The sequence below is a fragment of the Curtobacterium sp. MCBA15_008 genome (assembly GCF_001865065.1).
Lineage (GTDB): Bacteria > Actinomycetota > Actinomycetes > Actinomycetales > Microbacteriaceae > Curtobacterium.
On the sequence record NZ_MJGN01000034.1, the window covers coordinates 31907 to 57232 of the forward strand.

23 protein-coding genes are annotated in these 25326 nt (G+C 72.1%); 8 read left to right on the forward strand and 15 right to left on the reverse strand.

Annotated features, from left to right (window positions below; translation table 11 throughout):
* Positions 1-33 precede the first annotated feature (33 nt).
* The 6 genes from BIU96_RS13130 to BIU96_RS13150 all read right to left on the reverse strand — a co-directional run bounded on the left by BIU96_RS13130 (position 34) and on the right by BIU96_RS13150 (position 7041).
* Positions 34-363 carry a hypothetical protein gene (locus BIU96_RS13130; protein ID WP_071293063.1) on the reverse strand — a complete coding sequence of 110 codons (330 nt, stop codon included), beginning with the start codon at positions 361-363 and terminating at the stop codon, positions 34-36.
* A 212-nt stretch (positions 364-575) separates the two neighbouring features.
* A complete protein-coding gene (locus BIU96_RS13135; RefSeq protein WP_071293064.1) occupies positions 576-1010 on the reverse strand; it encodes a hypothetical protein in 435 nt (144 codons plus the stop codon).
* Between the two features lie 63 nt (positions 1011-1073).
* A complete protein-coding gene (locus BIU96_RS13140) occupies positions 1074-1631 on the reverse strand; it encodes a low molecular weight phosphatase family protein (RefSeq protein WP_175477551.1) in 558 nt (185 codons plus the stop codon).
* 2 nt (positions 1632-1633) lie between these two features.
* Complete coding sequence (locus BIU96_RS13145; RefSeq protein ID WP_071293066.1) at positions 1634-2926, reverse strand: adenylosuccinate synthase; 1293 nt, start codon at positions 2924-2926, stop codon at positions 1634-1636.
* A gap of 200 nt (positions 2927-3126) precedes the next feature.
* Complete coding sequence (locus tag BIU96_RS19895; RefSeq protein ID WP_158521898.1) at positions 3127-3297, reverse strand: hypothetical protein; 171 nt, start codon at positions 3295-3297, stop codon at positions 3127-3129.
* A 108-nt stretch (positions 3298-3405) separates the two neighbouring features.
* Positions 3406-7041 (reverse strand): S8 family serine peptidase, encoded by a 3636-nt coding sequence (locus BIU96_RS13150; RefSeq protein ID WP_071293067.1) that lies wholly within the window; start codon positions 7039-7041, stop codon positions 3406-3408.
* A 159-nt stretch (positions 7042-7200) separates the two neighbouring features.
* Here BIU96_RS13150 and BIU96_RS13155 point away from each other — a divergent pair, with 159 nt between their 5' ends.
* The 3 genes from BIU96_RS13155 to BIU96_RS13165 are packed head-to-tail and all read left to right on the forward strand — an operon-like array spanning position 7201 to position 10633.
* A complete protein-coding gene (locus BIU96_RS13155) occupies positions 7201-7851 on the forward strand; it encodes a TetR/AcrR family transcriptional regulator (RefSeq protein WP_071293068.1) in 651 nt (216 codons plus the stop codon).
* Positions 7848-8567, forward strand: a complete 720-nt coding sequence (locus tag BIU96_RS13160) for a hypothetical protein (protein WP_071293069.1) — start codon at positions 7848-7850, stop codon at positions 8565-8567. The genes BIU96_RS13155 and BIU96_RS13160 overlap by 4 nt, the downstream gene beginning before the upstream one ends.
* On the forward strand, positions 8564-10633 hold the full coding sequence (locus BIU96_RS13165) for a YhgE/Pip domain-containing protein (protein ID WP_071293070.1): 2070 nt from the start codon (positions 8564-8566) through the stop codon (positions 10631-10633). The genes BIU96_RS13160 and BIU96_RS13165 overlap by 4 nt, the downstream gene beginning before the upstream one ends.
* 140 nt (positions 10634-10773) lie before the next feature.
* Here BIU96_RS13165 and BIU96_RS19495 read toward each other — a convergent pair whose 3' ends face one another.
* Both BIU96_RS19495 and BIU96_RS19500 read right to left on the reverse strand, forming a co-directional pair.
* Entirely contained in the window at positions 10774-11577 is an 804-nt protein-coding gene (locus BIU96_RS19495; protein WP_071293071.1) for an NAD(P)-dependent oxidoreductase, read from the reverse strand.
* Positions 11578-11587: 10 nt separating this feature from the next.
* The gene (locus BIU96_RS19500) at positions 11588-12265 is read right to left on the reverse strand and encodes an endonuclease domain-containing protein (RefSeq protein WP_175477552.1); all 678 of its coding nucleotides are present in this window, start codon (positions 12263-12265) and stop codon (positions 11588-11590) included.
* 470 nt (positions 12266-12735) lie between these two features.
* Here BIU96_RS19500 and BIU96_RS13180 point away from each other — a divergent pair, with 470 nt between their 5' ends.
* The gene (locus BIU96_RS13180; protein WP_071293073.1) at positions 12736-13734 is read left to right on the forward strand and encodes a LacI family DNA-binding transcriptional regulator; all 999 of its coding nucleotides are present in this window, start codon (positions 12736-12738) and stop codon (positions 13732-13734) included.
* A gap of 251 nt (positions 13735-13985) precedes the next feature.
* Here the strand turns inward: BIU96_RS13180 and BIU96_RS13185 are convergent, their stop codons facing one another.
* Positions 13986-14627, reverse strand: coding sequence for a TrmH family RNA methyltransferase (locus BIU96_RS13185; protein ID WP_071293074.1), 642 nt, complete (start codon positions 14625-14627; stop codon positions 13986-13988).
* 79 nt (positions 14628-14706) lie between these two features.
* Positions 14707-15399, reverse strand: coding sequence for a TetR/AcrR family transcriptional regulator C-terminal domain-containing protein (locus BIU96_RS13190; protein ID WP_175477553.1), 693 nt, complete (start codon positions 15397-15399; stop codon positions 14707-14709).
* A gap of 163 nt (positions 15400-15562) precedes the next feature.
* Between BIU96_RS13190 and BIU96_RS13195 the strand changes: the two genes are divergently transcribed.
* Together BIU96_RS13195 and BIU96_RS13200 are read left to right on the forward strand one after the other, a co-directional pair.
* The gene (locus tag BIU96_RS13195; RefSeq protein WP_071293075.1) at positions 15563-16360 is read left to right on the forward strand and encodes an HAD-IIA family hydrolase; all 798 of its coding nucleotides are present in this window, start codon (positions 15563-15565) and stop codon (positions 16358-16360) included.
* A 2-nt stretch (positions 16361-16362) separates the two neighbouring features.
* Positions 16363-17139, forward strand: a complete 777-nt coding sequence (locus BIU96_RS13200) for a methyltransferase domain-containing protein (RefSeq protein ID WP_071293076.1) — start codon at positions 16363-16365, stop codon at positions 17137-17139.
* 128 nt (positions 17140-17267) lie between these two features.
* Here BIU96_RS13200 and BIU96_RS13205 read toward each other — a convergent pair whose 3' ends face one another.
* From BIU96_RS13205 to BIU96_RS13215, 3 genes are all read right to left on the reverse strand, one after another.
* Complete coding sequence (locus BIU96_RS13205) at positions 17268-18146, reverse strand: L,D-transpeptidase (RefSeq protein WP_139200033.1); 879 nt, start codon at positions 18144-18146, stop codon at positions 17268-17270.
* 72 nt (positions 18147-18218) lie between these two features.
* Positions 18219-20018, reverse strand: coding sequence for a phosphatase PAP2 family protein (locus tag BIU96_RS13210; protein ID WP_071293078.1), 1800 nt, complete (start codon positions 20016-20018; stop codon positions 18219-18221).
* A gap of 169 nt (positions 20019-20187) precedes the next feature.
* Positions 20188-21072, reverse strand: a complete 885-nt coding sequence (locus BIU96_RS13215) for a CPBP family intramembrane glutamic endopeptidase (RefSeq protein WP_071293079.1) — start codon at positions 21070-21072, stop codon at positions 20188-20190.
* 22 nt (positions 21073-21094) lie between these two features.
* On the opposite strand from BIU96_RS13215, the gene BIU96_RS13220 reads away from it, so the two are divergent.
* Positions 21095-21784, forward strand: coding sequence for a metal-dependent transcriptional regulator (locus BIU96_RS13220; RefSeq protein WP_071293080.1), 690 nt, complete (start codon positions 21095-21097; stop codon positions 21782-21784).
* Positions 21785-21908: 124 nt separating this feature from the next.
* On the opposite strand, the gene BIU96_RS13225 is transcribed toward BIU96_RS13220, so the two are convergent.
* Entirely contained in the window at positions 21909-23216 is a 1308-nt protein-coding gene (locus tag BIU96_RS13225) for a sodium:proton exchanger (RefSeq protein WP_254786146.1), read from the reverse strand.
* A 374-nt stretch (positions 23217-23590) separates the two neighbouring features.
* A complete protein-coding gene (locus BIU96_RS13230) occupies positions 23591-24235 on the reverse strand; it encodes a HEAT repeat domain-containing protein (RefSeq protein ID WP_071293082.1) in 645 nt (214 codons plus the stop codon).
* A gap of 94 nt (positions 24236-24329) precedes the next feature.
* Here BIU96_RS13230 and BIU96_RS13235 point away from each other — a divergent pair, with 94 nt between their 5' ends.
* Positions 24330-25283, forward strand: coding sequence for an aldo/keto reductase (locus BIU96_RS13235; RefSeq protein WP_071293083.1), 954 nt, complete (start codon positions 24330-24332; stop codon positions 25281-25283).
* The last annotated feature ends 43 nt before the right edge of the window (positions 25284-25326 follow it).

A 25326-nucleotide genomic window follows, 5' to 3' on the forward strand; every position in this document is an offset into this window, starting at 1 on the left:
CTGATGCTGTGGGCCCTCGCTGGTCCGGGTGGCTCAGACGACAGGGCGGATGACGGACGGCAGCATCGTGTGGAGCTGGTCCGCGAGCTGCGCCTGTGCGAGCTCGAGCGACTCGAAGTCGCCGACGACGAGACCGAAGGTGTCCGACGCCACGTAGCGGCCGTCACGCTTGTCGATCGAGCCGCCGAAGTAGCCGCCGTAGTTGGCGATCCACTCGCCGTCCTCTTCCTGGGTCCAGGTGAGCTTCGCGCGGGTCGGGCGGGTGTGCGGCTCGGCCTGTGCCTCGAGGATCGCGATGGTGTCGACCGTGTCGGTGTCGAGCGTGACCTCGGCTCGGGTGTCGGGGGTGACGGTGCTGGTCATGGCGCTCTCCTTCTTCGCGATCCGGGGTACATCTGCTGACACCAGAACGCTACGAGAGAAGCCCCCTCGGACGCCAGCGAGGCCCGTTGATTCACGGTTTCCGTCAATGCGGTCCATGGATGAAGCCCGGGTTTCCGGGGCCGAACGTCACACTTCCGGGGTACAGCACCCGAATCGGGGTACTCGTTTCCCGTCCATTCCCAGCGACGGGGTCAGCGGTCGCGATCGAGGCCGAGCGCGCCGTCGCGCTGACGTTCCCGCTCCCGTTCCCGTTCGATCTCGTCCTCGACGGCGCGGGCGCTGAACCGGCGCTGGCCGACGACCGCGATCACGACCCCCACCACGAACAGGGCGGCCCCCAGCACGACACCCGTCACGAGGTGATCCCGCGGCCGGTCACCCTCCGCGGCCCCGAGGAGCAGGCCGAGCCCGGTGTACACGAGGGTGAACCCGATCGGGTAGAGCCACGGCTGCGGTCGCCACGGCGAGTCAGGGAGCCCCCACTCCAGGAACACGAGGACGAACCACGCGGCCGCGACCGCCGTGCTCACCGGGAACCACATCCCGAGCACGAGCAACCCCCCGATCGTGACCATCGCGCCGCCCATGACCCAGAGGTACCGCTCGATCCGCCCCCGCAACGTCATGCTCAGACCGTACCCACAGCGCGTCGATCCACGCCAGGCCTCATCCCGGCGAGCCTCGGACCGTCAGCGCACGGCGCGCAGCGCGTCCGCGATCACCGCGAGCGCCGCGTCGATCTCGTCCGCCACCCGCTCGTGCGTCGCGGCCGACCGTCGGTACGGGTCGTCGACGTCATCGTCTGTCGGGTCCGATGGCGGCGGGACCGTCCCCCGGAGACGAGCGACCCGGTCGACCAGTTCGGTCGCGGTCGAGACACCGTCGAGGTCGGACGGTTCGAGCGCGTCGAGCACCCGGGCGAACTGCTTGATCGTGAACGCCCGCTGCACCGCGCGGGGCGCGAGGGACACCACGGCCGCACGGTGCGAGCGCTCTGCGGTGAGCACCAGATCGGCCGAGGCGGCGACGCCTGCCGTGAGGTACCGCGAACGGTGCGCGGACGGATCACCCCCGAGCCGGATCGACTGCACGGCCGCCGGTCCGTCCATCGGCGCACCGTCCTGGGCGATGGTTCCGGCCGACTCGACCGTGAACGCCGAGGCGTCACGGCCGAGCCGCGCGGTGAGGACCTGCGCGCCGAGTGGCGAACGGCAGATGTTGCCGCTGCAGACGAACAGGACCCGCACGATCAGGAGGCGTCGAGCAGGTCGTGCCGCACCACGATGGCGTCACGGCCCGGGCCGACGCCGATCGCCGAGATCCGCGCGCCGGACATCGCCTCGACCGCCAGGACGTAGGACTGCGCGTTGGCGGGCAGGTCCTCGAAGGTGCGGGCACCGGTGATGTCCTCGGTCCAGCCCGGGAACTCCTCGTAGATCGGCTTCGCGTGGTGGAAGTCGGACTGGTTCACGGGGACCTCGTCCACGCGGACGCCGTCCACCTCGTACGCGACGCAGACGGGGATCGTCGAGAGGCCGGTGAGCACGTCCAGCTTCGTGAGCACGAAGTCCGTCACGCCGTTCACGCGCGCCGTGTAGCGGGCGATCGGCGCGTCGTACCAGCCGCAGCGACGCGGACGCCCCGTGGTCGTGCCGAACTCGAAGCCGTTCGCGCGGAGGAACTCGCCTGACTCGTCGAAGAGCTCGGTCGGGAACGGGCCGGCGCCGACGCGCGTCGTGTACGCCTTCACGATGCCGATGATGCGTTCGAGCTTGCCCGGGCCGATGCCCGAACCGGTCGCGGCACCGCCGGCGGTCGCCGACGACGACGTCACGAACGGGTACGTGCCGTGGTCGACGTCGAGCATGGTGGCCTGGCCGGCCTCGAACAGGACGGTCTCGCCGCGCTCGAGTGCGCGGTGGATCTCGAGTCCGGTGTCAGCGACCATCGGGCGCAGGCGGTCCGCGAAGGACAGCAGCGACTCGACCACTTCCTCCGGGTCGATCGCGCGTCGGTTGAAGACCTTCACGAGCAGGTGGTTCTTCTGGTCGAGGGCCGCTTCGACCTTCTGCCGCAGGATGTTCTCGTCGAAGATGTCCTGGATGCGGATGCCGACGCGGTTGATCTTGTCGGCGTAGGTCGGGCCGATGCCGCGACCGGTGGTGCCGATCTGGCGCTTGCCGAGGAAGCGCTCGGTCACCTTGTCGATCGTGCGGTGGTAGTGCGTGATGACGTGGGCGTTCGCCGACACGAGCAGCCTGGAGGTGTCGACGCCGCGGGCCTTGAGCGCGTCGAGCTCCTGGAAGAGGACCTCGATGTCGACGACGACACCGTTGCCGATGATCGGGGTGACGCCGGGGGTGAGGATGCCGGACGGCAGCAGGTGCAGGGCGTACTTCTCGCCACCGACGACGACCGTGTGTCCGGCGTTGTTGCCGCCGTTGAACTTCACGACGTAGTCGATGCGGCTGCCGAGGAGGTCGGTGGCCTTCCCCTTGCCCTCGTCGCCCCACTGGGCTCCGATGATGACTGCTGCGGGCATCTGGTTCTCCTCACGTTGGCGGAGGACCTCACGCGACCGTCGGGCCGGTGGTCCACCCGAGTCTATCGGCTGGTCACCTCGACGTCACCCGACACGTGCCCGAGACGGGACCGCAGCACGGACTGGAGGCGCGGTGCCAGCTGGCACCGCGCCTCCAGTCCGTAGGTGGTCGCGTCCCGAATCGCGCCACCTGGTCCGGATCAGCTCCGGAAGAAGTCCTGGTACGACGGGTCACCGACCGGCTGCGAGTGGCCCGGCTCGGCCAGGCGCTGTTCGATCATGGACTGGATGACGTCGGGCGGGGTGAGCCCACGGCGACGCCACTCCATCGGGTTGGCCCGGAGCTGCTTCAGGGTGCTCTGCGTCTGCATGCCGCAATCCTGGCACCGAGTAACTAGTTCGCCTAACTACATGTCCTCTTGACGCACTGGAGGCCCCGGCACGGAGTGCACCGGGGCCTCGAGTGTCAGCCGGACCGACTAGCGGCGGGAGACCTTCGCGGTCGGCTTCGACGTCGCCGAGCCGTCCTGGTACCCCTTCGCCTTCGCGGTGACCTGCACCTGCAGGCGGTGTCCGACGTCGGACGACCCCAGCGTGTAGGTCTGCTTCGTCGCACCGTCCACCACGGCACCGTCACGGAGCCACTGGAACGAGTACCGCACGCCGTTCGCGTCCCACGAGCCGTGGTGCGCGGTGAGCCGCTTGCCGACGACCGTCGAACCGCTCACCGTCACCGCACTGCCCTTGCGGAGCGTGACCGTCGGTGTCGCGACGGTGGCGGACACCGTCTCGGCCTGGTCGCCGACCGCGTTGCCGAGGTGCAGCAGCAGGACCTGGGCGTTCGCGACACCGGTGCCGCGGGTGACCCGGAGCGAACCGCTGTCGGCGAAGAGCACGCCGCTCGTCTGGCCCTGCGCGAACGTGAGCGCCGGAGCCGTCGGGTCGTACGTCGCCTCCGCCGTCTCGTCCACGACGTACGAGCCGCTCGTGGCCAGTGCCGGGGCGTACGCCGACTCGGTGAGGACCGAGTAGGTGAACGGCTTCGTGGCACCGATCGTCGAGGCCTGCACGGTGAGGACCTTGACCGCGCTGTCGAACGTGTTCACGTCCTGCCCGGGGGCTCCGCCGTTGAGCGGCTGCGCGTCGACGGTCTCACCGGTGGCGAGGTCGACCGTCGTGGCGAGCGTGGCGTCCACCGCGGCCGACTTCGCGTCGTACACCAGGTAGTCCGGCGTGCCGTCGCGGTCGGTGTCGATGAGCACCTCGACGTTGGTCACGGCGCCGGGGTTGGCGTCGGGACCGGCCGTCTGCACGCCGAACGCGAGCGTGTCGGAGGCCTTGTCGTAGTTCGCGCCGAAGGCACGGACGTCAGCCGCCTGCAGCGAGCGCTTCGCCGAACCTGCCGGGAAGGACTCCTGACCGTCCGTCCCACCGAGCACGAACGGTGCGACCGCCGCGTGGTAGCCGGTCGTCGCGTCGCCCTGGTCGACCGCGCGCCCGGTGAGCGCGAGGTCGGCCGTGCGCTTCGAGCCGTCGAAGGACACATTCCCACCGTGCACCGCGCTGACCGGCTTCGGGGCCACGTAGGCACCGAGGCGCAGCGGGTTGAGCGACTTGTCCGTGGGCGTGAAGGTCACGACTCCGGACGCCGCGGCGACGAACTCCCGCTGGTACCCCTGCTGCACGGATTCCTGGGTGGGGTCGATGACGCGACGGAGCTGCGTCGGGTCGGCGATCGAGAAGGTGAGCTTCACCGTCGCGGTGCCGTGCGGTCGCACGGTGACGCGCTTCGTGCTGAGCGCGAAGACCACGCCCGGCTGCGACACCTGCGGCTGGTAGGCCACGTCGTAGGTGTGCGGACGGCCGTCGGTGTTCTCGATCTGCAGGGTGCGGCTCTCGCTGGTCTTCGAGGCGACCTCGACGACACCGTACGAGGCGGTGACGAGCTGGTCGTTCTCGATGCTGCGGACCGTGGTGCCGGCGGTGACCGCCTGCAGGGCGTCGACGCGGCCGGTGCCCTGGCGGAGCAGGGTGGCGGTGCCGTCGCCCTGCTTGACGTCGTGCGTCGCCGTGTTCATGAGCGCGGCCTTCACCTGCGGTGCCGTCCACGTCGGGTGCGACTGGAAGGTCAGTGCGGCGATGCCCGCCACGTCCGGCGTCGCCATCGACGTGCCGCTCATCGACATGCGGCCGTCACCGGTGCCGTTGGCCGCGGAGATCACGTTGACCCCGGGGCCGGCGATGTCCGGCTTGACGATGTCGTCGAACGACCCGTGGACGCCCCGGCTGGTGAACGACGCGAGCGTGTTCACGGTCTCCGGGTCGGTGGCGAGCTCGAAGCCCTTGAGCTCGTCGGCGAACTCCACGTGCAGGGTCCCGGCCTGGGCTGCTGCCTGGAGGCTCGACACGCTGTCCTTGGTCAGCTCGGCTCCCGGGATGGTCGCGTTCCCCGCGATGCCCGAGTCGAACGTGTTGATCGTCCCGGCCAGGAGGACGCCGATGCCGCCGGCCGCCTGGACGTTGGTGAAGCGGACGCCGGAACCGCACTCGAGCTGGGCGTCGGTCCACTTGAGCCAGACGACCTTGCCCGCGATCTTCGCGGCCTCGTCGGCGCTGAACGCCGCGCAGCCGTCGATGTTGGTCGTCGGGACGACGACGTCGCCCTCGACGGGCAGGTCACCCGCGTAGTTCTGCGAGTACTGCGCGCGCCAGGTCTTCGCGACGTCCGCCGGTCCGGTCGCCTCGACGCCGTCGTACAGGGACTGGCCGGTGGCGCTCGCGGCGACCGTGAGGGCCCCCTCGGCGTTGCCCGGCGAACCGCCGATGTCGGTGAAGTCGTCGGCGTTGCCTGAGGCGATCACGGGCAGGACCCCGCGGGCGGTGAGGGCGTCGATCTTGGCGTTGTCGGGGTCGTCCGGCGCACCGTAGTCGGAGCCGAGCGAGAGGTTGAGGACGTTGATGTCCTTGCCCTCGGTGAGCGCCTGTCCGACCCAGTCGAGGGCCGCGCCGGTGAGGTCGGTCGAACCGCCGCCGTCACCGAAGACCTTCAGGGCGTAGAGGCCCGCCTCGGGCGCGGTGCCCGGACCGATCCACATGTCCTGGACCTGCTGCGTCGTCAGCTTCGTGTAGTCGCCGTCGTACGTCTGCTTGTCGGCGTCGAGGCCGTAGCCGGCGATGGTGCCCGACACGTGGGTGCCGTGGTCGCCGCCCTTGCCGTCGATCGGGTTCTCGTCCGGCGCCGGAGTGGGGTCGTAGGCGGGGTCGCTCGAGTCCGCGTTGTACGTGGGTCCGGCGAAGTCGTAGCCACCGAGGTACTTGCTCGCGTCGAACCAGCTGGCGTCCGGAGCACCGGTGCTCGCGAGCGCCGCGTCGTAGGCGGCCGTGGTGCCCGGGCCACCGAAGTCGGCCTGGGTGTAGTCGAGGCCGGTGTCGAGCACGGCGACGTTGACGCCCTTGCCCGTGCGGCCGGTCTGCTGCCACGCGTCGAGCGAGCGCGTGTAGAGGTCGCTCGCGGCGTTCTTCGGCGAGACGCCGTCGGCGCCCGGCTTCGCCAGGCTCGGGTCGACACCGGACGGGGCCTTGCCGGAGTCGGCGTTGACCGTCGGGTCAACGACCTTCTTCGGCGTGAGCGGGATCACGCTCTCGACGTCCGAGCGGCCGGCGATCTCGCGGAGGGCTGCGACGTCGGCGACGACGGCGACGCCCGGCACGGTGTACTCGGTCGAGTAGAGCTCGGTCGCGTCGCCGTCGGCCCGCTTGACGGCGTCGGTGACGGCGTCGGTCGTCGAGGTGATGGCCTTGACGCGCTGCTTCGCGGCGGACGACTGGGCCGTCGACTTCGTCAGGTCCCCGCCCTTCGCCTGGGCGTCGACCTCGAGGGCACCCTGGCCGGTCGTCCGCACGAAGGCGGCGATGGTCTTCGCGGGCTTGGCGTCACGCAGCGGCTGCGCGAGCTTGAGGTCCGCCGCGGTCAGGCCCGACGGAGCCGCGGAGGCCGCTCCCCCGACGGCGAGACCGCCGCACGCCAGGGCCGCGGCGGCGATGCCGGCGGTCAGGACGCGCGCGAAGCGGTGTGGTGTGGGATTCGGGTCGGTGTTCGGTGTTGCACGGTTCAAAGGGCGCACTCCCGGTTCGTCCGTGTTTCGCAAGGAATTGCTGTGAAGTTATGCGGTTCCTCTCAGGCGGCGCAGTCCGCTCTTTGGGGGACGCCCCTCGTCCGGGGGTACAGGACCTGATAACTTGCACACACGTGTGCACGTTATTACGATGGACGCGTGACCACCTCCGACCAGCCCGCCCGCGCGCCCCGCCGCGACGCGACCGAGAACCGGGCAGCGCTCATCGAGGCCGCGAAGACCGTCCTGCAGGGCGATCCGGACGCCTCGCTCGAGTCCATCGCCACCGCGGCCGGATTGTCGCGGCGTGCGGTCTACGGACACTTCCCCTCCCGCGACGACCTCGTGCGCGAGGTCGTCACGGCCGGCGCCGCCCGCATCGCCGCCGCCATGCCGACCACCCCCGACCTCGGCGCGCTGCCGCCCGCCGCTCGACTGGCGGCCATCGCTGTGACGCTCTGGACCGAGGTCTCGCACGTCCGCTCGATGGCCCGGGTCGCGATCCGCAGCCCGTTCAGCGAACCGGTCGCCGAGGTGTTCGCCCCGCTGCGTGCCCAGGTCCGCGAAGCGTGCGCGCTCGGGATCGCCGACGGCGCCATGCGCGACGACGTCGACCCCGCCACGCTCGGCCGACTCGTCGAGGGCGCCTGCATCGCCGTCCTCGACGAGGCCACCCGTTCCGGCACCGCGGACGAGGACGGCCGGCGCATGGTGGTCCTCTCGGCACTCGGCATGGCCGGCATCGACTGGCGCACCGCGATGCTCTCCGAGCCCGTCGCCCCCGCTCCCACCCCGAAGGACCCCGCATGACCCTCGAACTCGACCTCGTCGGCATCGGCGAAGAGCCCGGCGCCGCACTGCCCGTCGTCTCCGCCGTCGCCGCCCCCGGACGCCCGGGCGTGATCGCCGTCGAGACGGAGCAGGCTCCCGTCCTCGCCTCCCTCGTCGCCGGAGGCCGCATGCAGCCCGACACCGGGCGGGTCCTGCTCGACGGCCACGACGACCCCGCCGGTGTCCGGCGGGCGCTCGCGCTCGTGGACACCCCCGGCGTCGCCGAACCGTTCCCGGTGATGACGCTCAAGCAGATCGTCCGCGAAGAACTCGCGTACGCCGCGCAGCGTCCCTCCCGCCAGCACGTCGACACGGTGCTCGACGAGCTCGGCCTGCAGCACTTCGCCGACACCCACGTGCAGCGGGTCCCGACCGACGTGCGCGTCCGGCTGCTCGTCGAGCTCGCCCTGCTGCGCGACGGCGTGACCGGGCTCGTGCTCACCTCGCCCGAGCGGCACGGCGGGGCCGTCGAGGGGTGGTTCGCCGTCGTCCGCGACGTCGCCCGCCGCGGCGTGACCGTCGTGCTGGTGACCTCGAAGGCCGCTGCGGCGACCGTCGAGACCCTGCTCGACACCGTCGGCGTGCCCGACGCCACCACCCAGACCGAGGGCCCCGAGGACGCGACCCGACCCGCCGGAGACGACCCGCGCCTCCAGTCCGACACCCACACCCTGCCCACGGAGGCGACCGCGTGACCACCACCTCGCTCGTCCGCGCCGAACTGGCGCGACTCACCGCGACCCCGCTCGCACGACTCGCGTTCATCGCGCTCATGGTCGTGCCGCTGCTCTACGGCGGCGCCTACCTCTGGGCCAACCGCGACCCCTACGCGAAGCTCGACCAGGTCCCCGCGGCGATCGTCGACCAGGACGCCGGCGCGACCCTCGACGGCGACCACGTCGACTACGGCAAGGACGTCACGAAGGAGGCCATCGACGGCGCCGACTTCAAGTGGACGAAGACCACCGCGGCCGACGCGCGTTCCGGCGTGCGGAACGGCACCTACGACTTCGTCGTGACGATCCCGCACGACTTCTCCGAGTCCCTGGTGTCGGCGCAGTCCGACGACCCGAAGCGCGCGAAGCTCGTGATGACGACGGCGGACACGAACTCCTACCTAGCGTCGACCATCGCCGAGCAGGCCGGCAAGACGATGCGCACCGCGGTCGCCGAGCGGGTCGGCAAGCAGGCGGCGAAGACCCTGCTCGTCGGGCTCGCCGACGTCCGCGACAGCCTCGGCGACGCCGTCGACGGAGCCGGGCAGCTCGCGACCGGGGCGTCCGACGCCGCGACCGGGGCGGCGACGCTCGCGGACGGCACCGGCAAGCTGTCCGACGGCGCGTCCGAGCTCGCGAAGGGCACGGCGCAGCTGCCCGCGCAGACGACCAAGCTCGACGCCGGTGCGCAGCAGGTCGCCTCCGGCGCGGCCACCCTGTCGTCCGGGCTCGCGACCGCGAAGCAGCAGACCGCGACGCTGCCTGCCGACACGACGAAGCTGAACGCCGGTGCGCAGAAGGTCGCCGCCGGCAACAAGCAGCTGGCCGACACGGTCGACGCCGCGAGCGACGATGTCGACGCACTGCAGCCGGTCGACGCCGACACCGTCCTCGCCCAGATCCAGGCGAACCTGCCCGAGGGCGTCACCCTGACCGACGAACAGACCGCCGCCATCACGAAGGCCGTCTCCGACGTCAACAGCGCCGGTGCGCAGGCGAAGACCACGTACGAGACCACCAAGTCCTCGGTCGACCAGCTGCGCGACGGCTCCGCCCAGGTGGCCGCGGGCACCGCCGCGCTCGCCAAGGCCGCGCCGACCCTGAGCTCCGGCATCTCGTCGGCCGCGACGGGGGCGTCCGAGCTCTCCGCCGGCTCCGGCAAGGTCGCCTCCGGCACCGCGGCACTCGCGAAGGCCGCGCCGACCCTGTCGTCCGGTGCGTCGGCGCTCGCCACGGGTGCCGCGTCCGCCGACAAGGGCGCGGACTCGCTCGCGTCCGGCCTGACGAAGCTGCAGACCGGGTCCTCCGAGCTCGCGTCGAAGCTCGATGACGGGCGCACGAAGATCCCGGCGTCGACCGCCTCGCAGCGGAACGACCAGGCGTCGGTCATCTCCGACCCGGTGAAGGTCGGGACGGACGACGTCGCCAAGGCCTCGAACTACGGTGCCGGCCTCGCGCCGTTCTTCATCTCGCTCGCCGCGTGGATCGGCATGTACGCGCTGTTCCTCATCCTCAAGCCGATCTCGAAGCGGGCCATCACCGCGGTGCGGAAGCCCCTCGCCGTCGTGTTCGGCGGGTGGCTGACGCCCGCGCTGCTCGGGGTCGTGCAGATGGTGGCGCTGTTCTTCATCGTGCGGTTCGCGCTCGACCTGGACGTCGTGCACGCCGGCGCCACGATCGGCATCATGGTGCTGGCCTCGGCGACCTTCGCGGCGATCATCATGGCGCTCAACGTGCTGCTCGGGTCCGTGGGGCAGTTCCTCGGCCTGGTGCTCATGCTCGTGCAGCTCGTGACCGCCGGCGGGACGTTCCCCTGGCAGACGCTGCCGGGGCCGTTGGCCGCGCTGCACTTCGCGCTGCCGATGACGTACTCGGTCGACGCGATCCGGCAGACGATGTACGGCGGGAACCTCGGCGCGGCGTGGTCGGACGCGGGCGTGCTGCTGTGCTGGCTGCTCGGCGCGCTGCTCGTGTCGTTCGTGGTGACGGCGCGGCAGACCCGCTCGAGGACGCTGCGCGACCTGCGGCCGAGCCTGATCGGGTAGGGCGCGCCGCTCGGGCGCGCCGCGCGGGCGCGCCGCGCGGGCGCGCCGCGCGGGGGGTCTTCCGTCGAGGGAGCAGTAATCGTCGGTCTGCCACGGAGCACCCGACGATTTCTGCTCCCTCGATCGCTCGTGCCGAGCGGTCAGCGTTGCCGACGACCGAGCGGGACGTCCGCCATGCCGCCGCCGATGAACCGCATGTCCTCGTGAGCGAAGTCATCGCGCTCGTCGGGGCCGAGCACGGCCGACGCGTCGTCGAGCGGGCGGAAGCCGATCAGCTCCCCCGCGCCGAGGTCCGCGGGAGAGCCCGTGTTGTCCGAGACGGCCCAGACCACGTGGTGCCCGGGCTCCGTCAGCTTCGTGGTCGCGAGGACCAACCGGGCGAGGTCGTCGGGCGACGACCACAGCAGCAGCGCCCGTCGCGATGACGGTCGCTCGCCGAACGCCCCGATCCGTGCCGAGATGATCGACATGTCGTGCCGGTCGGCGAACAGACTGCCGAGCAGTTCCATGGCGGCCTTCGTGACGCCGTAGTACGTGTCAGGTCGGGGAAGCCGATCCCCCGGCACGCGCTCGTCGCCGTCGGTCGGCTCGGGCACCCTCCCGACCGCGTGCACCGAGCTGGCCTGGACGACGCGTCGGACGCCGGCGACCGCGGCCCGCTCGAGCACGTTCTTGGTGCCCGTCATGTTCGCTGCCACGAGGGCGTCCCACTCGTCCTCCGTCGGGATGCCGGCGAGGTGCACCACCGTGTCGACCCCGATGAGGGCGTTGTCCAACGCGCCCGGGTCGTTCACGGACCCGATGACGAGGCGCTCGCCCGGGGAAACCCGTTCGGCCGGCTCGTGTTCGTCGAGGAGGACCAGGTCGTGTCCGGCTGCGAGGAGCCGCGGCCGCAGTGCCGATCCGATCCGTCCCGCAGCTCCGGTGATGAGGAGGGTCGTCATGCGGCGGACGTTACCCGCGCCCCCGCAGGAGCGTCCCGAGCTGCACGACCGGCTCATCGGCGTCGTCTGCCAGGTCGGACCTCGTCCACCGCAGCACCGTCCAACCGAGGCGGGCGCACTCGCGGTGGCGCCGGACGTCGAGCGCCCACTGGTGCGGGTCGGTCCGGTGGTGGTCCCCCTCGTACTCGATGATGATGCGCTCCGCCGGGTACGCCATGTCGACACGAGCCACGAAGCGGCCTCGCTCGTCGAGGATCTCGACCTGCAGGTGAGGCTCGGGGAGGCCCGAACGCACAATGCGCAGGCGCGCCCGCGTCTCCTGCGGCGACCCTGCGCCCCGACGCACGAGGGTGAGGGCGAGGCGCAGCAGACGTGCGCCGCGGCACCGTCCCCGTTGTGCGAGGGCGGCGTCGAGGTCCTCGATCGTCGTCCGGCATCGCGACTCGGTGACGATCGAGTCACCGAGGACGACCAGGTCGTCGAGTCCGAGCAGCGTCCCGCACTCGACCCACGCCATCGCAGGTGTGCTCGCCGGTACGCCCCACCGGTCCGCGACCACCGCGTGCCTCGGATCGACGTGGTGGCCGACGACCCCGGTCCTCCTCGGCTGCGCGGCGGGGCGGCGACTGCTGATGTGGATCGGGCCGTCCTCGAACGCCCGGGGAAGGGGCAGTTCCCACAGTTCCACCGCGGTCGTGTGGCTGACGAACTGCCCGGGCAGGAGCACTGGCCGGAACGACCTGATCCGTCCGATGCCCTGCGGGGGACGCGCTCGATGCCATCGGACCGACCTGGTCGGACGGATGAGATCCTGCCGGCGGAGTCGCTCGTCGGACACTCCGGCGCGACGGGCGGTCGCGACGTCGAACGGCCGATGTCGGACGGTGGGCGGAAGTGCACGTGGACGCATGCGATGACCCTCGCGCCGAAGCGGGCAGCCGCGCGGTCGACCGCCTGCTCTCGTGGAGAAGCTGTGCGCGCCATCCCTCTGTGGAGGAAGAGTGCTCCGGTCGAGGGAGCAGAAATCGTCGAGACGCCGGGCGGGACTCGACGATTCCTGCTCCCTCGACCGCGCGGGCACCGCACGAGCACAGGCACCGCACGACCACGGGCACGAACCCGCCCCCGCTACGATCGACACGAGAACCACGGAGGTCGATGCAGATCATGGGAGCCGGCAAACCCGCGACCATCTACGACGTCGCCGCGCGCGCCGGGGTCTCGAAGTCCCTCGTCTCGCTCGTGCTGCAGCGGTCCCCCCGGGTGAGCCAGAAGCGCCGGGACGCCGTGCTCAAGGCGATCCAGGAGCTCGACTACCGGCCGAGCACCGCGGCCGTCTCACTCGCCGGCACGCGCTCCCGGACGATCGGCGTGGTGCTCGACGACTTCCGGAACCAGTGGTTCGTCGACCTGCTGACCGGGCTCCGCGAAGCGCTGCAGGACCAGGGTCACCGGCTCGTCGTCGCCGACCGCTTCCTCAACACCGGGCTCGACGTCTCACCCGTCGAGGGCTTCCTGTCGATGCGCGTCGAGGGGCTCGTCATCGCCGGCGAGCCGGACACCGACCTGGCCGTTCCGGCGAGCACACCGCTCGTCATCGCGGGTGGGCGCGTCTCGATCCCCCGCGCCGACACCGTCGCCAACGACGACCGTGCCGGCGGGCGCATGGCCGCGGAGCACCTGCTCGGGCTCGGACACGTCCGCCTCGGGTTCGTCGGAGCACGGTCGGCCGCATCGGCCGAACGACGCGCCGGCTTCGAGCAGCGCGTCGGCGAGGCGGCGGACGTCGCCGTGGTCGTCCTGCCCGGTGAACCCACGGAGGAGGCCGGGTCGACCGCGGTCGCCGAGCTGCTCGACGCGCACCCGGACGTCACCGCGGTCTTCGCCGCGAACGACGTGATGGCGATCGGCGCCCTGTCTGAACTCGCCGCCCGCGGACTCCGCGTCCCCGAGGACGTCTCGGTGATGGGCTACGACGACACCCCGTTGGCCGCGACGCGGTACGTGGGCCTGACGAGCATCGACGACCGCAGTGTCGAGATCGGTCGCGGCGCCGGCGAGCGGTTGCTCGCGCGGATCGCGGACCCGGGGCTCGCGGCGACCGAGGTGCTGGTCGAGCCACGGCTGGTCGCCCGGCGAACGACCGCCGCCCGCTGACGACTGCGGCCCGCGTCCGGCGTGACGCCGACCCGGCCTGGAGGCGCGGCTCGCCCCCGCCCCGCACCGCCCCTGCACGAAAGCGACAGTCCACCGCCGAACTCCGGCGGGCATCTGTCGCTCTGCCGCCTCGGACGCCGGCACCGACGTCGCGGGTGTCGCTTTCGCGGACCGGACTCGGACCCGGACCCGGACCCGGACCGGACCGGACCCCGCCCCGGACCGGACCCGGACCCCACCCGGCCCCGGCCTCAGTCGCCCCCGAGGTCGGCGTGCTGGACGACCCAGCTGTGCATCACGATGGCCGCCGCCGCCGAGGCGTTGATGCTCCGCGTCGACCCGAACTGCGTGATCTCGAGGTGCCCGTCCGCACCGGCGACCGCTGCCTCCGTGAGACCAGGCCCCTCCTGCCCGAACAGGAACACGCACCGCTCCGGGATCGCCGCGGACTCGATGCGTTCGGCGCCCGGGGTGTTGTCGATCGCGATCACCGGTCGGTCGTCCTCGCGCATGGCGGCGAGGAAGGCGTCGACGTCGGGGTGGTAGCGGACGTGCTGGTAGCGGTCGGTCACCATCGCGCCGCGCTTGTTCCACCGCCGACGCCCGATGACGTGCACGGTGCCGGCCAGGAACGCGTTGGCGCTCCGCACGATCGACCCGATGTTGAGGTCGTGCTGCCAGTTCTCGATCGCCACGTCGAAGGCGTGCCGGCGGGTGTCGAGCTCGGCGACGATGGCCTCCATCGACCAGTACCGGAAGCGGTCGACCACGTTCCGGGTGTCCCCTGCGGCGAGGAGCTCCGGGTCGAGGCGGGGGTCGTCGGGCCACGGTTCGGGGTGCGGGCCGACCCCGTTCGTCGTGCGCTCGTGGGACGGCTCGGGCGCGGTGGTCACACCCCCAGCGTACGGCTGGTGCGCGGCCCCCTGGCACCGAGCGAGGGAGCCCCGCACCCCTGCCCGCACGACGACCCCTTCAGCGGACGCGCGACTCGATCCCCGCGATGAGCACGTCGAGCCCGAGCGTGAAGCGGTCCTCGTAGGAGTGCGCCCCGAGGAGTTCCCCGACGAGCGCGTGCCGCTCCGGGCGCCCCGCCTCGGAGGACCCCCGGCCGACCTGCACCCCGGTGTGCCCGACCACGAAGTCGTAGACGACGAAGAACGCGTACATCGCCTCGGCGTCGCTCAGTCCGGCGGAGCGGAGTGCTCCGACGACCTTCGCGACGACGGCGTCGGACTCCGTCGAGACGAGCGCCCCACGGCGGCTGTGCGACTCGAGCACGAGGGGGTGGCGGAGCATGAGGTCGCGGAAGGTGGTCGCGAAGACCCGGACCACGTCGTGCCACTCGGACGGCCAGACGAACGTGGCGGTGAACTCGTCGACGGTGCGCCGCACGAGTTCGGCGTGCAGGTCGTCGAGGCCGCCGATCGTCCGGTGCACGGTCATCGGCGCGACGCCCAGCCGCGCTCCGAGGGCCCGGAACGACAACCGGTCGATGCCGTCCTCGTTCGCGATCGAGGTCGCGGCGTCGATCACCTGCTCGCGGCTCAGCACGTTCGGGCGACCTCGGCGTCGGCGGGTACCCGGCTCGGTCACGGCACCCGCGACGGCGGCCGCGGCGGCCGCGGGTCGGGGCGTGGCGGTCGGGGTTCCGGGTTCGACGAGCACGAGGCGCCTCCTTGATTCGGTACGTGTCCCGAAAAGCCTAGGGCAATGCCGACCGGCATTCGGTGTCTCGACCATCCCCGGTCCTGGAGCAGCGCGCAAGAGCCGATCCGCGCCTCCCGGCCTCCACCCAGGGCGCGCACCCGCGCCCAGTAGGGTGAGGAGCATGGCGACCCGCGACGAAGTCGAGTGCTGGCTGACCGACATGGACGGCGTGCTCGTCCACGAGAACCAGGCGCTGCCCGGGGCGCCGGAACTGATCCAGCAGTGGCTGGACGAGGGGACGGAGTTCCTCGTCCTGACGAACAACTCCATCTTCACGCCGCGCGACCTCAGCGCGCGGCTCCGCTGGTCCGGACTCGAGGTGCCCGAGGAACGCATCTGGACCTCCGCCCTGGCGACGGCCGACTTCTGCAGGTCACAGATGCCCGGCGGCTCGGCGTTCGTGATCGGCGAGGCCGGCATGACGACCGCGCTGCACGAGGCCGGCTTCATCATGACCGAGACCGCTCCCGACTACGTCGTCGTGGGCGAGACCCGCAACTACTCGTTCGAGGCGATCACCAAGGCCGTCCGGCTCATCCGCGACGGTGCGCGGTTCATCGTCACGAACCCCGACGCGACGGGCCCGAGCGCCGAGGGCGTCCTGCCCGCGACGGGCGCGATCGCCGCGATGATCGAGAAGGCGACCGGCAAGCAGCCCTACGTGGTCGGCAAGCCGAACCCGATGATGTTCCGCTCGGCGATGAACCGCATCGGTGCGCACTCCGAGAACACCGGCATGATCGGCGACCGGATGGACACCGACGTGCAGGCCGGTATCGAGGCGGGGCTCCACACCGTGCTCGTGATGACGGGCATCAGCGACCAGGCCGAGATCGACCGCTATCCGTTCCGCCCGAGCGAGGTCATCTCCGGCGTGCACGAACTCGTCCGCACGGAGCCCATCGAAGTCGAGATGTAGTCGTGCGGTGGGACCCGGCCCGCTACGCGGCCTTCAGCGACGAACGGTCGCGTCCGTTCCACGACCTGGTCGCCCAGGTCGGCCTGGAGGCGCCCCGCCGCGTCGTCGACCTCGGCTGCGGCCCCGGGACCCTCACCGCCACGTTGGCAGCGCGGTGGCGTTCGTCGACGGTGGTCGGGATCGACTCCTCGGCGGAGATGCTGGCGTCGGTGCCGGTTGCGCCGAACCTCGCCTTCGAGCTCGGCGCGATCGAGGACTGGACGCCCGGCCCCACCGACGACGTCGTCGTGACGAACGCCGCACTGCAGTGGGTGCCGTCGCACGTGTCGCTGTTGCCGCAGTGGCTCGGCGCGATGCCGACCGGCTCGTGGTTCGCGATGCAGGTGCCGGGCAACTTCGGGTCGCCGTCGCACGCGCTCATGCGGTCCGTCGCGGCCGACGGCCCGTGGGCGTCCGCGCTCGACGGCGTCCTGCGCGCGGACCCGGTGCTCGACCCCGCGGGCTACCTCGGGATCCTGCTCGACGCCGGGTTCGAGGCGCGCGCGTGGGAGACCACCTACGCGCAGCTCCTGCCGGGGGTCGATCCGGTGTTGTCGTGGGTGCGCGGGACCGGGCTCCGACCGGCCCTGGCCGCGCTCGACGCCGCCGACCCATCGGGTGCGCTGACGGCGGCGTACACGGAGCGGTACGCGGGGGCGCTCCGCGAGGCCTACCCGGCGAGCGCCCACGGCACGGTGTACCCGTTCCGCCGCGTCTTCGCCGTCGGTCGCAAGCCCTGACCCGTCCCGCCTCGGCGGAACGCCGCATCCGGATTCGAGATCGGCCGTTCCGGTTCACGATCACCGGCGTTCGAGAACCGGGACGGTCATCCGCGAATCGGAATGCCCTGTCCCGGGAGACGACGCGGCTACTCGACGGTGACGAGCGTCCCGAGCGGCAGGGCGTTCACCGCCGCGACGGCCTCGGCGGACAGCCGCACGCAGCCGTGCGACACCGCACCCGAGGTCGTCGCGTTCCAGTGCAGCCCGATGAGTCCGCCGTCGTGGCCGCCGTACGGCTCGTCGGCCGCGCTCGAGTGCAGGGAGGTCAGCTGGATCGGGTGGTCGCCGGTGCCCTGCGCAGGGTCGACGTACCGCTGCTCCAGGTAGCCCGTGACCCCGGTCGGCGTCGGGGTGTCCGCCGTGCCGACGCCGGCGTCGAAGCGGTGGACGACGTGCCCGCCGGCGGTGACGACCGACACCGTCTGGTCCTTCGTGGAGATGACGACGCGTGCGGTCGGGGTCGCCACCTTCCGCAGCGACGACAGGGGCACCCAGCCCGAGGTCTGTGCGGGCGCGCCCGCGCTGCCACCAGCAGACGGCAACTGCTGCCGTGCCGGGGTGAGGACGAGTTCCCAGTCGCCCTCGCGGCGGAGTCCGACGACCGTCGTCGGCTGGCGCAGGAAGTCCGTCGCGGCGAACCGCGCGACGGGCGTCGTCCGCGCGGCGCCGAACAGGGCTGCGTCGGCACGGAGGTGGAACACCGTCGCGGTGGTGACCGTGCGGTCGGACGGCATGAGGCCGGCGATCACGGCGGAGTACTGCGCCTCCGGCAGTGCGGCGAGCGCGGCTGCTGCGACGTGCGGGACCGCGGGTGCTGCGGATGCCGAGACCGACGGCGTCCGCGAGGGGACCGACGCAGACGACGAGGACGGAGAGCTCCCGAGCAGCGGCACGGCGACCGCGGCGGTCACGGCGACGACGGCCGCGGCGACGCCCACGGTCATCCAGGTGGTTCGAGTGCGCATGGCGGGTGCTCCAGGCAAGAAGAGGGACGAGCGGGAGGCCGGCGCCCGCGGGGTGCGGACGCCGGCCGAGCGTCAGCCGGAGACGACCGGCAGGTGGACGCCGGTACCCGGGTCGACGACGGTGCCGGAACCGGAACCCGAGCCGCCGCCCGCACCGGAACCACCACCGGCAGCAGCCGGCGTCACGGTGATCGCGAGCGGCGTCGCCAGCACCGAGGCACCCGAGGCGTCGACCAGGTCGATCGTGTGCGCTCCCGCGGCGGTCCCCGCGGGGATCGTCACGCTGCCGGCGACCGTGCCGTCCGCGGCGACGGTGAGCGTGCCCACAGTGACGGGGTCGGAGTGCAGCACGACCCCGAGCGTCGCACCGGCGGTGAAGCCGGTCCCCGCCAGCGCGAGCGACGACCCCGCGGCGACCGAGGTGCCGTGCGGCGCGGTGAGCACACCGGTCAGGACCCGAGCGGTGCCACCGGTGGCGAGCACCTTCACGCTGCCGTCGGCTGCGACCGAGACGGTGGCGCTGGTCGCTGCCGCCAGATCGAGTCGCTCCCACGAGCCGTTCGCCGTGCCGCTCTGGTCGAGCGGGGCGCCGGACGGGGTCTCGGTCTGCGCGAGCACGGCGGTGCGCTGCGCGTCGGTGAGCGTCGGGAACGCGGTGAGGAGCAGGTTCGAGGCGCCGGTCGGGACGGACGGCGCGAGGCCGGTCTTCCCGGTCGCCGCGAAGCCGTACGTCATGCGCTCGCGGTAGACCTTCACGGCTGAGGCACGGTCGGTGACGACCTGCGCGGTGCCGCCGGGGATCGCTGCGCCGCCGTAGGGGTCGTCCGTGTACGGCTTCTGCGCGGCGATGCACGTCGCGAGGGTGCCGCCGCACGCCTTCTCGAGGTAGGACACGAGCTCCTTCCGCGCGGGTTCGAGGACCTCGGTCCGGTACTGCGTGTCCGACCAGCGGGCCGCGAGTGCCGCCTCGCCGTCGATGCGTCCGCCCATGATGTCGAGCGGGTAGTGCACGCCGAGCACGATGCGGTCGTTGCCGGCCTCGGACGCCCGGGCGAGGAGCTCCGGCGCGAGCTCGGGGACGAGCGTGGCGAGGGTGATGCCCGCCTGGTACGCCGTCGTGGTGTGGCCGGAGGGGAACGAGCCGCCGGTGCAGATGCCGGCGGTGCCGTACCCGGCGTCGAGCACGACGTCGTTCGGCGAGAACTCGTGCGTCGTGTCGGTCACCGTGGGCACGCGGGTGATGTCGAGCGTGCCGTCGGCGGAGGCCCACGGCTTGCCGGCACGGTTCGCGGCGAGGGCGGAGGCGTTCACCGTCGCCGGCGCGCAGCCGGTCTGGTCGTCCGTCGCGGGCAGCGTCGCCGTCGTGGTGCCCGGCAGGTAGGGACGCGGGTAGCTGAAGTGCGCCTTCGCGTCACCGGTGCTGACGTACGCGCCGCTGGTGCCGTTCGAGCTGTTCACGAGTGCCGAGGTCAGGGGCAGCGCGCCCGTGGTCCGACCCTGCACGTAGAGCTTCTCGAGCGTCGCGCCGAGCCCCTGCGACACCGTCGACGACTGGTCGTACCCGGTGTTCGTTGCGTTCTGGTACTGCGAGTCCTGCAGCGCCTTGAGCTGCTGGGCCTTCGTGGCGTGCTGGTTGATCCAGGACGTGAGCTGGTCGTTCTTCGCCAGGGTCGCCGGGTCCTGCACGGTGCCGTGCAGGTCGTTCTTCCCCGTCGACTGCCAGAACTGGTCGTAGCCGTTCAGCAGGGAGACGAGGTCGGGCTTGCTCGAGTCGCTCGGGTAGCCCGCCGCGTTCGCGACGGGCGGCGAGCCGAGCACGAGTGCGGTCGCGACCGTCGCGACGGTCACCCCGCGGAGTGCGGTTCTGCGCATGTGGTGTGGTCGCCCGCGAGCGGGCGACGCTCCTCTCTTGGTACCGGCTTGGAATCACCGGAACGCTAAGGAGCAGCGGTTGCGGGACGGGGAACGGACGTCGACCGTGAGGTGAACCGGGCCGCAGGCTGTGCGCACTCGCAGCCCCGCGCCTCCCGTCAGGCGGTGGTCACCACGTGACGGCCTGGAGGCGCGGCTCGTCCCCCTGCACCGCGAGGGCCGCCATGGGCGGTACCGTCCGCCACCGGCGCCGCAGGCGGCGCGGCCGGTCGTCCCGCCACGCGATCACCCCGCCGGCGACGACGCCGAGCGCGAGCACCCCGAACGAGAACAGCCCGACCAGGCCGACGAGCGCGAGCTTCGACGGGTCACGGACGTCGGTCGTCGCGGAGAGCGCGATCGACCCGAAGTCCCAGAACGCGTGCAGCAGCACCGGCAGGAGGAGGTTGCCCGTCAACCGCCGGGCGACGTAGAGCGTCGAGCCGAACGACGCGGCGAAGACCACCTGCACGAGCGTCGCGCCGAGGCTCGCGCCGGCCAGGGCGTTGAGCAGGTGCAGCAGGCCGAACAGCAGGCACGAGGCGAGCCACACGCCGAACTCGGGCAGTCGACGCCGGAGGCCGACGAGCAGGACGCCGCGGGTCAGCAGCTCCTCGAAGACCCCGACGAAGAGCACCCCCACGGTGAGCAGCAGGAAGTAGCGGACGGGCAGCGCGGACCAGTCGACGAGCGGCAGTCGCACGACGCACACCACCAGGATGAGCAGCGGCGCGGTCATCGTCCAGCGGAGCCCGGTGCGGGTCGGGTCCACCGTTGCGATCCGCCACCAGCCGAGGCCCGTCACGACGAGGCACAGCGCCACTGCCGCGATGCCCTCGGGGACCACGAGCGACCGGACCACGCTCTCGACGGTCTGCCCGAGCGTCGGGTAGTCGTCGCTCGGACGGGACCGCCAGGCGCTGATCGCCGCGAACACCACGAGCGGTGCGAGACCGACGAGCAGCGAGGGCGGGACCGGCCAGCGGCGGCGACGGGCGGGGGCTGCTGTGGTCACCTGCTGTTTGTACCATTGGGGCATGCGCCTGCCCTCCCTGTCCACGATGGCGGAGGACTACGTGAAACTCGTCTGGAAGGCGAGCGAGCGCGGAGGGCCGGGGCTCGCGACCAGGGACATCGCGGCGACGCTCGGGGTGTCCGCGTCGACCGTGTCGGGCAACCTCCGGAAGCTCGACCGCGACGGCCTGATCGAGCACACCCCGTACTACGGCGTCGTCCTCACCCCGCTGGGCCAGCAGGTCGCCGTCGCCATGGTGCGCCGGCACCGGCTCATCGAGTCGTTCCTGGTGTCCCGTCTCGGGTACACGTGGGACGAGGTCCACACCGAGGCCGAGGCGCTCGAGCACGCGGTGTCCGAGACCTTCCTCGACCGGGTGGACGCCGACCTCGGACACCCCACGCACGACCCGCACGGCGACCCGATCCCGCGCTCGGACGGCACGGTCCCGGACTCCTCGGGCACGCTGCTCGGCGCGGTCGAACCCGGTGCGTGCGGCACCGTCGACCGGGTCTCCGACGACGACCCGTCCCTGCTCCGGTACTTCGACGAGCTCGGGGTCGGGCTCGGCACGCACCTGCGAGTGGAGCGGGTGCGGGACTACGCGGGCGTGATCGCGGTGTCACGCCGCAGCGCCGACGGCGAGGAGTCCCTCGTCGACCTGCCGGCGGCCGCGGCCTCGGCGATCTGGCTCGTCCCCGACGCCGACTGACGCCCGACGCCGGCGGGCGCCCGGCGCCCGGCGCCCGCGCCCGGCGTCCGGCGCCCGCGCCCGCGCCCGCTGAGATCGCACTTCGCCGCCCCGGGCGTTCCAGCGAGCGGCACGAAACGCGATCTCAGTCGCGGAACACCGGGGACGACGGCCGGCGGAACGGTGCCGTCACCGTCGGCAGGACGTCCCGCCGGTTGATCCAGAGCACCACGAGCGCCACGGCGACGTGCACCCCGCTCAGCACCCACCGCCCGTCCGTGTCCGTCACGAAGAACTGCACCGCGAACAGCGCTGCCAGCGCGATCGCCGACCACCGGTGGAACCGCAGCGCGATGATGATCGCCACGCCGAGCACGGTCTGCGACGCGGTCAGCACGAACTCCTCGACCTGCCGCCCGTCGAGCGGCAGCCCGCCCGTGGTCCCGCCGCCGAGCACGTGCGCGATCGGCAGCGACCCGACGAGCAGGGACCACTGGTTCACCTTCGACGCGATGAGCGTGCCGATCGCGGCACCGCCCATCCCGCGCAGGGCGAAGAGCGCGGCGACGATGAACTCGGGCGCCTCGGTCGCGAGCGGCGCGAGCCACTGCACGAGGAAGTAGCTGTCGATGCCGAGCGCACCGCCGGACTGCACGAGGGCGTCGGCGAACGGCTCGGCGGACGACAGGATGACCGCGGCCGCGACGACGAACAGCGCGACGATGGTCCACCGACGGGCCCGCTGCGGCATCGAGGCGATGTTGCCGGCCATGCCGACGAGCTCCTCGTCGTCGTCCCCGTCGACGACCTTCGAGGCGCGCCAGAGGTACCAGACGAACGCGGCGAGCAGCACGGCGCCGAACCACACCGGGATCGACCCCATCAGCGGGATGAGGAACGCGACGACGGCCAGCAGCGCCAGGAACCCGATGTCGAGTCGCGAGGACCGTTCGAGCTCGAGCACGCGGGTGGCCGCTGCGGGGAGCGACCCGGTCCGGACGAAGCGCCGTGCCACGAGCAGCGAGACGACCACCACGAGCGGCCACCCGAACCCGAGCAGCAGCCGGTTCGACCCGGTCATGTTCGCGGCGGCGAACTGCTCGTAGGCGGGGTCGTACCCGGACCGGAACGCGTAGTACAGGTCGACGGCGTACTCGGGCAGCACCGCGATGAGCGCGAGGATCGCGATGGCGAGCGCACCGGCGATGTCCTTCTGGGCGGCCTCGGCGGCCCAGGCGAGCAGGAACGACGCAGCGACGACGGCTGCGCCGAACACCACCAGGTCGACGAGCGGGGCCGGGGCGAACCCACCGATCCGGAACACCACGGCGGGCAGGGCGACGGCGATGCAGATCGCGATGCGTCCCCACGCGGAGGCGTGCATCCGGGGTGCGGGCGTGGTGGGCACCGGCGACGTGGGCGTGGGCGTGGGCGTGGGCAGGGTGTTCGTCATGGAGGTCCTCGTGCTGGAGCCATGACGCAGCACACACTCGAGCGGCTTCGGCCATGGCGGAACGGCCGAAGGTCTCGCTCGCCCGGTCGGACCGCCTGCTGCGACGGTGTCCGGGTGCTGCACCGGGCCGATCGTCGTGATGGCCAGTGTGTCGATGCACGCGCTGGGAGCTACTCCCCTTCGACACCCACCTTGGCGCGCTCCGATCCGCAGATGCAAGCCGATCCGCCCTCTTCGGCAACCCGAATCCAGGTCTTCCCCGACCCGCCGCTCCCCGCCCCGGATCGCCCCGCGTCGCCCCGCATCGTCGAGGGAGCAGGAATCGTCGCTGGGGCCGATCCGCCCCGACGATTCCTGCTCCCTCGACCGCAGCGCTAGCCCGACGCGCGCTTGGTCCGGCCGAGCGCGACCTCGCGGCGTGCACGCTCGAGCGCGAGTCCCGCGGCGGCGTCAGGGTCCCGCAGGAGCCGTCGGACGTCGGCGGCGTGCTCCCGGACGCCCTCGTCACGGCGGTCCTCGGCCGCGTCGAGCACCGGACCGACGGTCTCCTCGCCGAGTGCGACCATCGCCCGGCTCAGCGCGAGACGGGTGTCACGATCGCCCTGCCCGAGGTCACGAGCGAGCCGGCGTGCCAGGTCGGGGCGTTCGGCGTCCGGTGCGAGCCGGACCGACGCACGCCAGGCGGTCCGGACGACACCGCGGTCGACGTCCTCGAGCCGCGCCACGACCGCCGCGTACACCGAGCGGTCGCCGATCTTCGACAGGGTGTGCAGCGCCTGGCTCCGTGCCTGTGCCTCCGGCCGCTCCAGCTCGGGGAGGAGCCGGGGGACGACGGACTCGGCCGGCAGCCGCACGAGCGCCCACGTGAGCATCTCCCGCACCTGCAGGTCGGGTTCGACGGCGCACTGCTCGACGAGGACGTCGAGGTCCGTCGGGTCGGGGGTCGTGCCGGCCTCCATCACGGCCCGGAGCCGGACGGTGGGACGGGGGTCGCTGAGGGACGAGGTGAGCGTGGACATGATCGCCCCCAGCAGACCCCACCGACCTGAAAGCGCACCCGGTGGCGGGCATACCGTGGCGTCGTTCGATCGTTCCGACCTGAAAGGACCTCGCATGCCCCACATCGGTACCAGTGACCTCACCGTCTTCCCGCTCGCCCTCGGCGGCAACGTCTTCGGCTGGACCGCCGACGAGCAGACCTCGCACCGGGTGCTCGACGCCTACGCCGGTGCCGGCGGCGACTTCGTGGACACCGCGGACGTGTACTCCGCCTGGGCCCCCGGCAACGAGGGCGGCGAGTCGGAGCGCGTCATCGGGTCGTGGCTCCGCGCCTCCGGCAAGCGCGACGACGTGGTGATCGCCACGAAGGTCTCACAGCATCCGCGGTTCTCCGGCCTCAGCGCCGAGAACGTCGCCGCTGCCGCGCGCGCCAGCCTCGAGCGTCTCGGTTCGGACCGCATCGACCTCTACTACGCGCACTTCGACGACGAGTCGACCCCGCTCGAGGAGACCGTCCGCGCGTTCGACCAGCTCGTGCGCGAGGGACTCGTCCGGTACACGGCGATCTCGAACTACTCGCGCGACCGCGCCGAGGAGTGGATCCGCATCGCGAAGGACAACGGTCTCGCCCTGCCTGTCGCGATCCAGCCGCACTACAACCTCGTCACCCGCGAGCCCTACGAGTCGGACATCGCCCCGCTCGCCGCTGCCGAGGGCCTCGGCGTGGTGCCGTACTTCTCGCTGGCCGCGGGCTTCCTCACGGGCAAGTACCGCACGAAGGACGACTTCGCCGGCAAGGACCGCGAGGGGCAGGTCTCGGGCTACTTCTCCGACGAGGGCCTGGCCGTCGTGGACGCCCTCTCGACCATCGCCGAGGCCCACGGGGTCGAGGTCGCGACCGTGGCCCTGGCGTGGCTGCAGGCGCAGCCGGACGTCGTCGCGCCGATCGCCAGCGCCCGGAACACCGAGCAGCTGCCGGCACTGCTGGCGTCGGCGGAGCTGGAGCTCACCCCGGAGGAGCTGCGCACCCTGTCCGACGTGTCGGCGAAGGTGCCCGCCGCGGCCTGACGCCGCCGGCACCGTCCTGGAACGACATCGTCGACGTCGTACG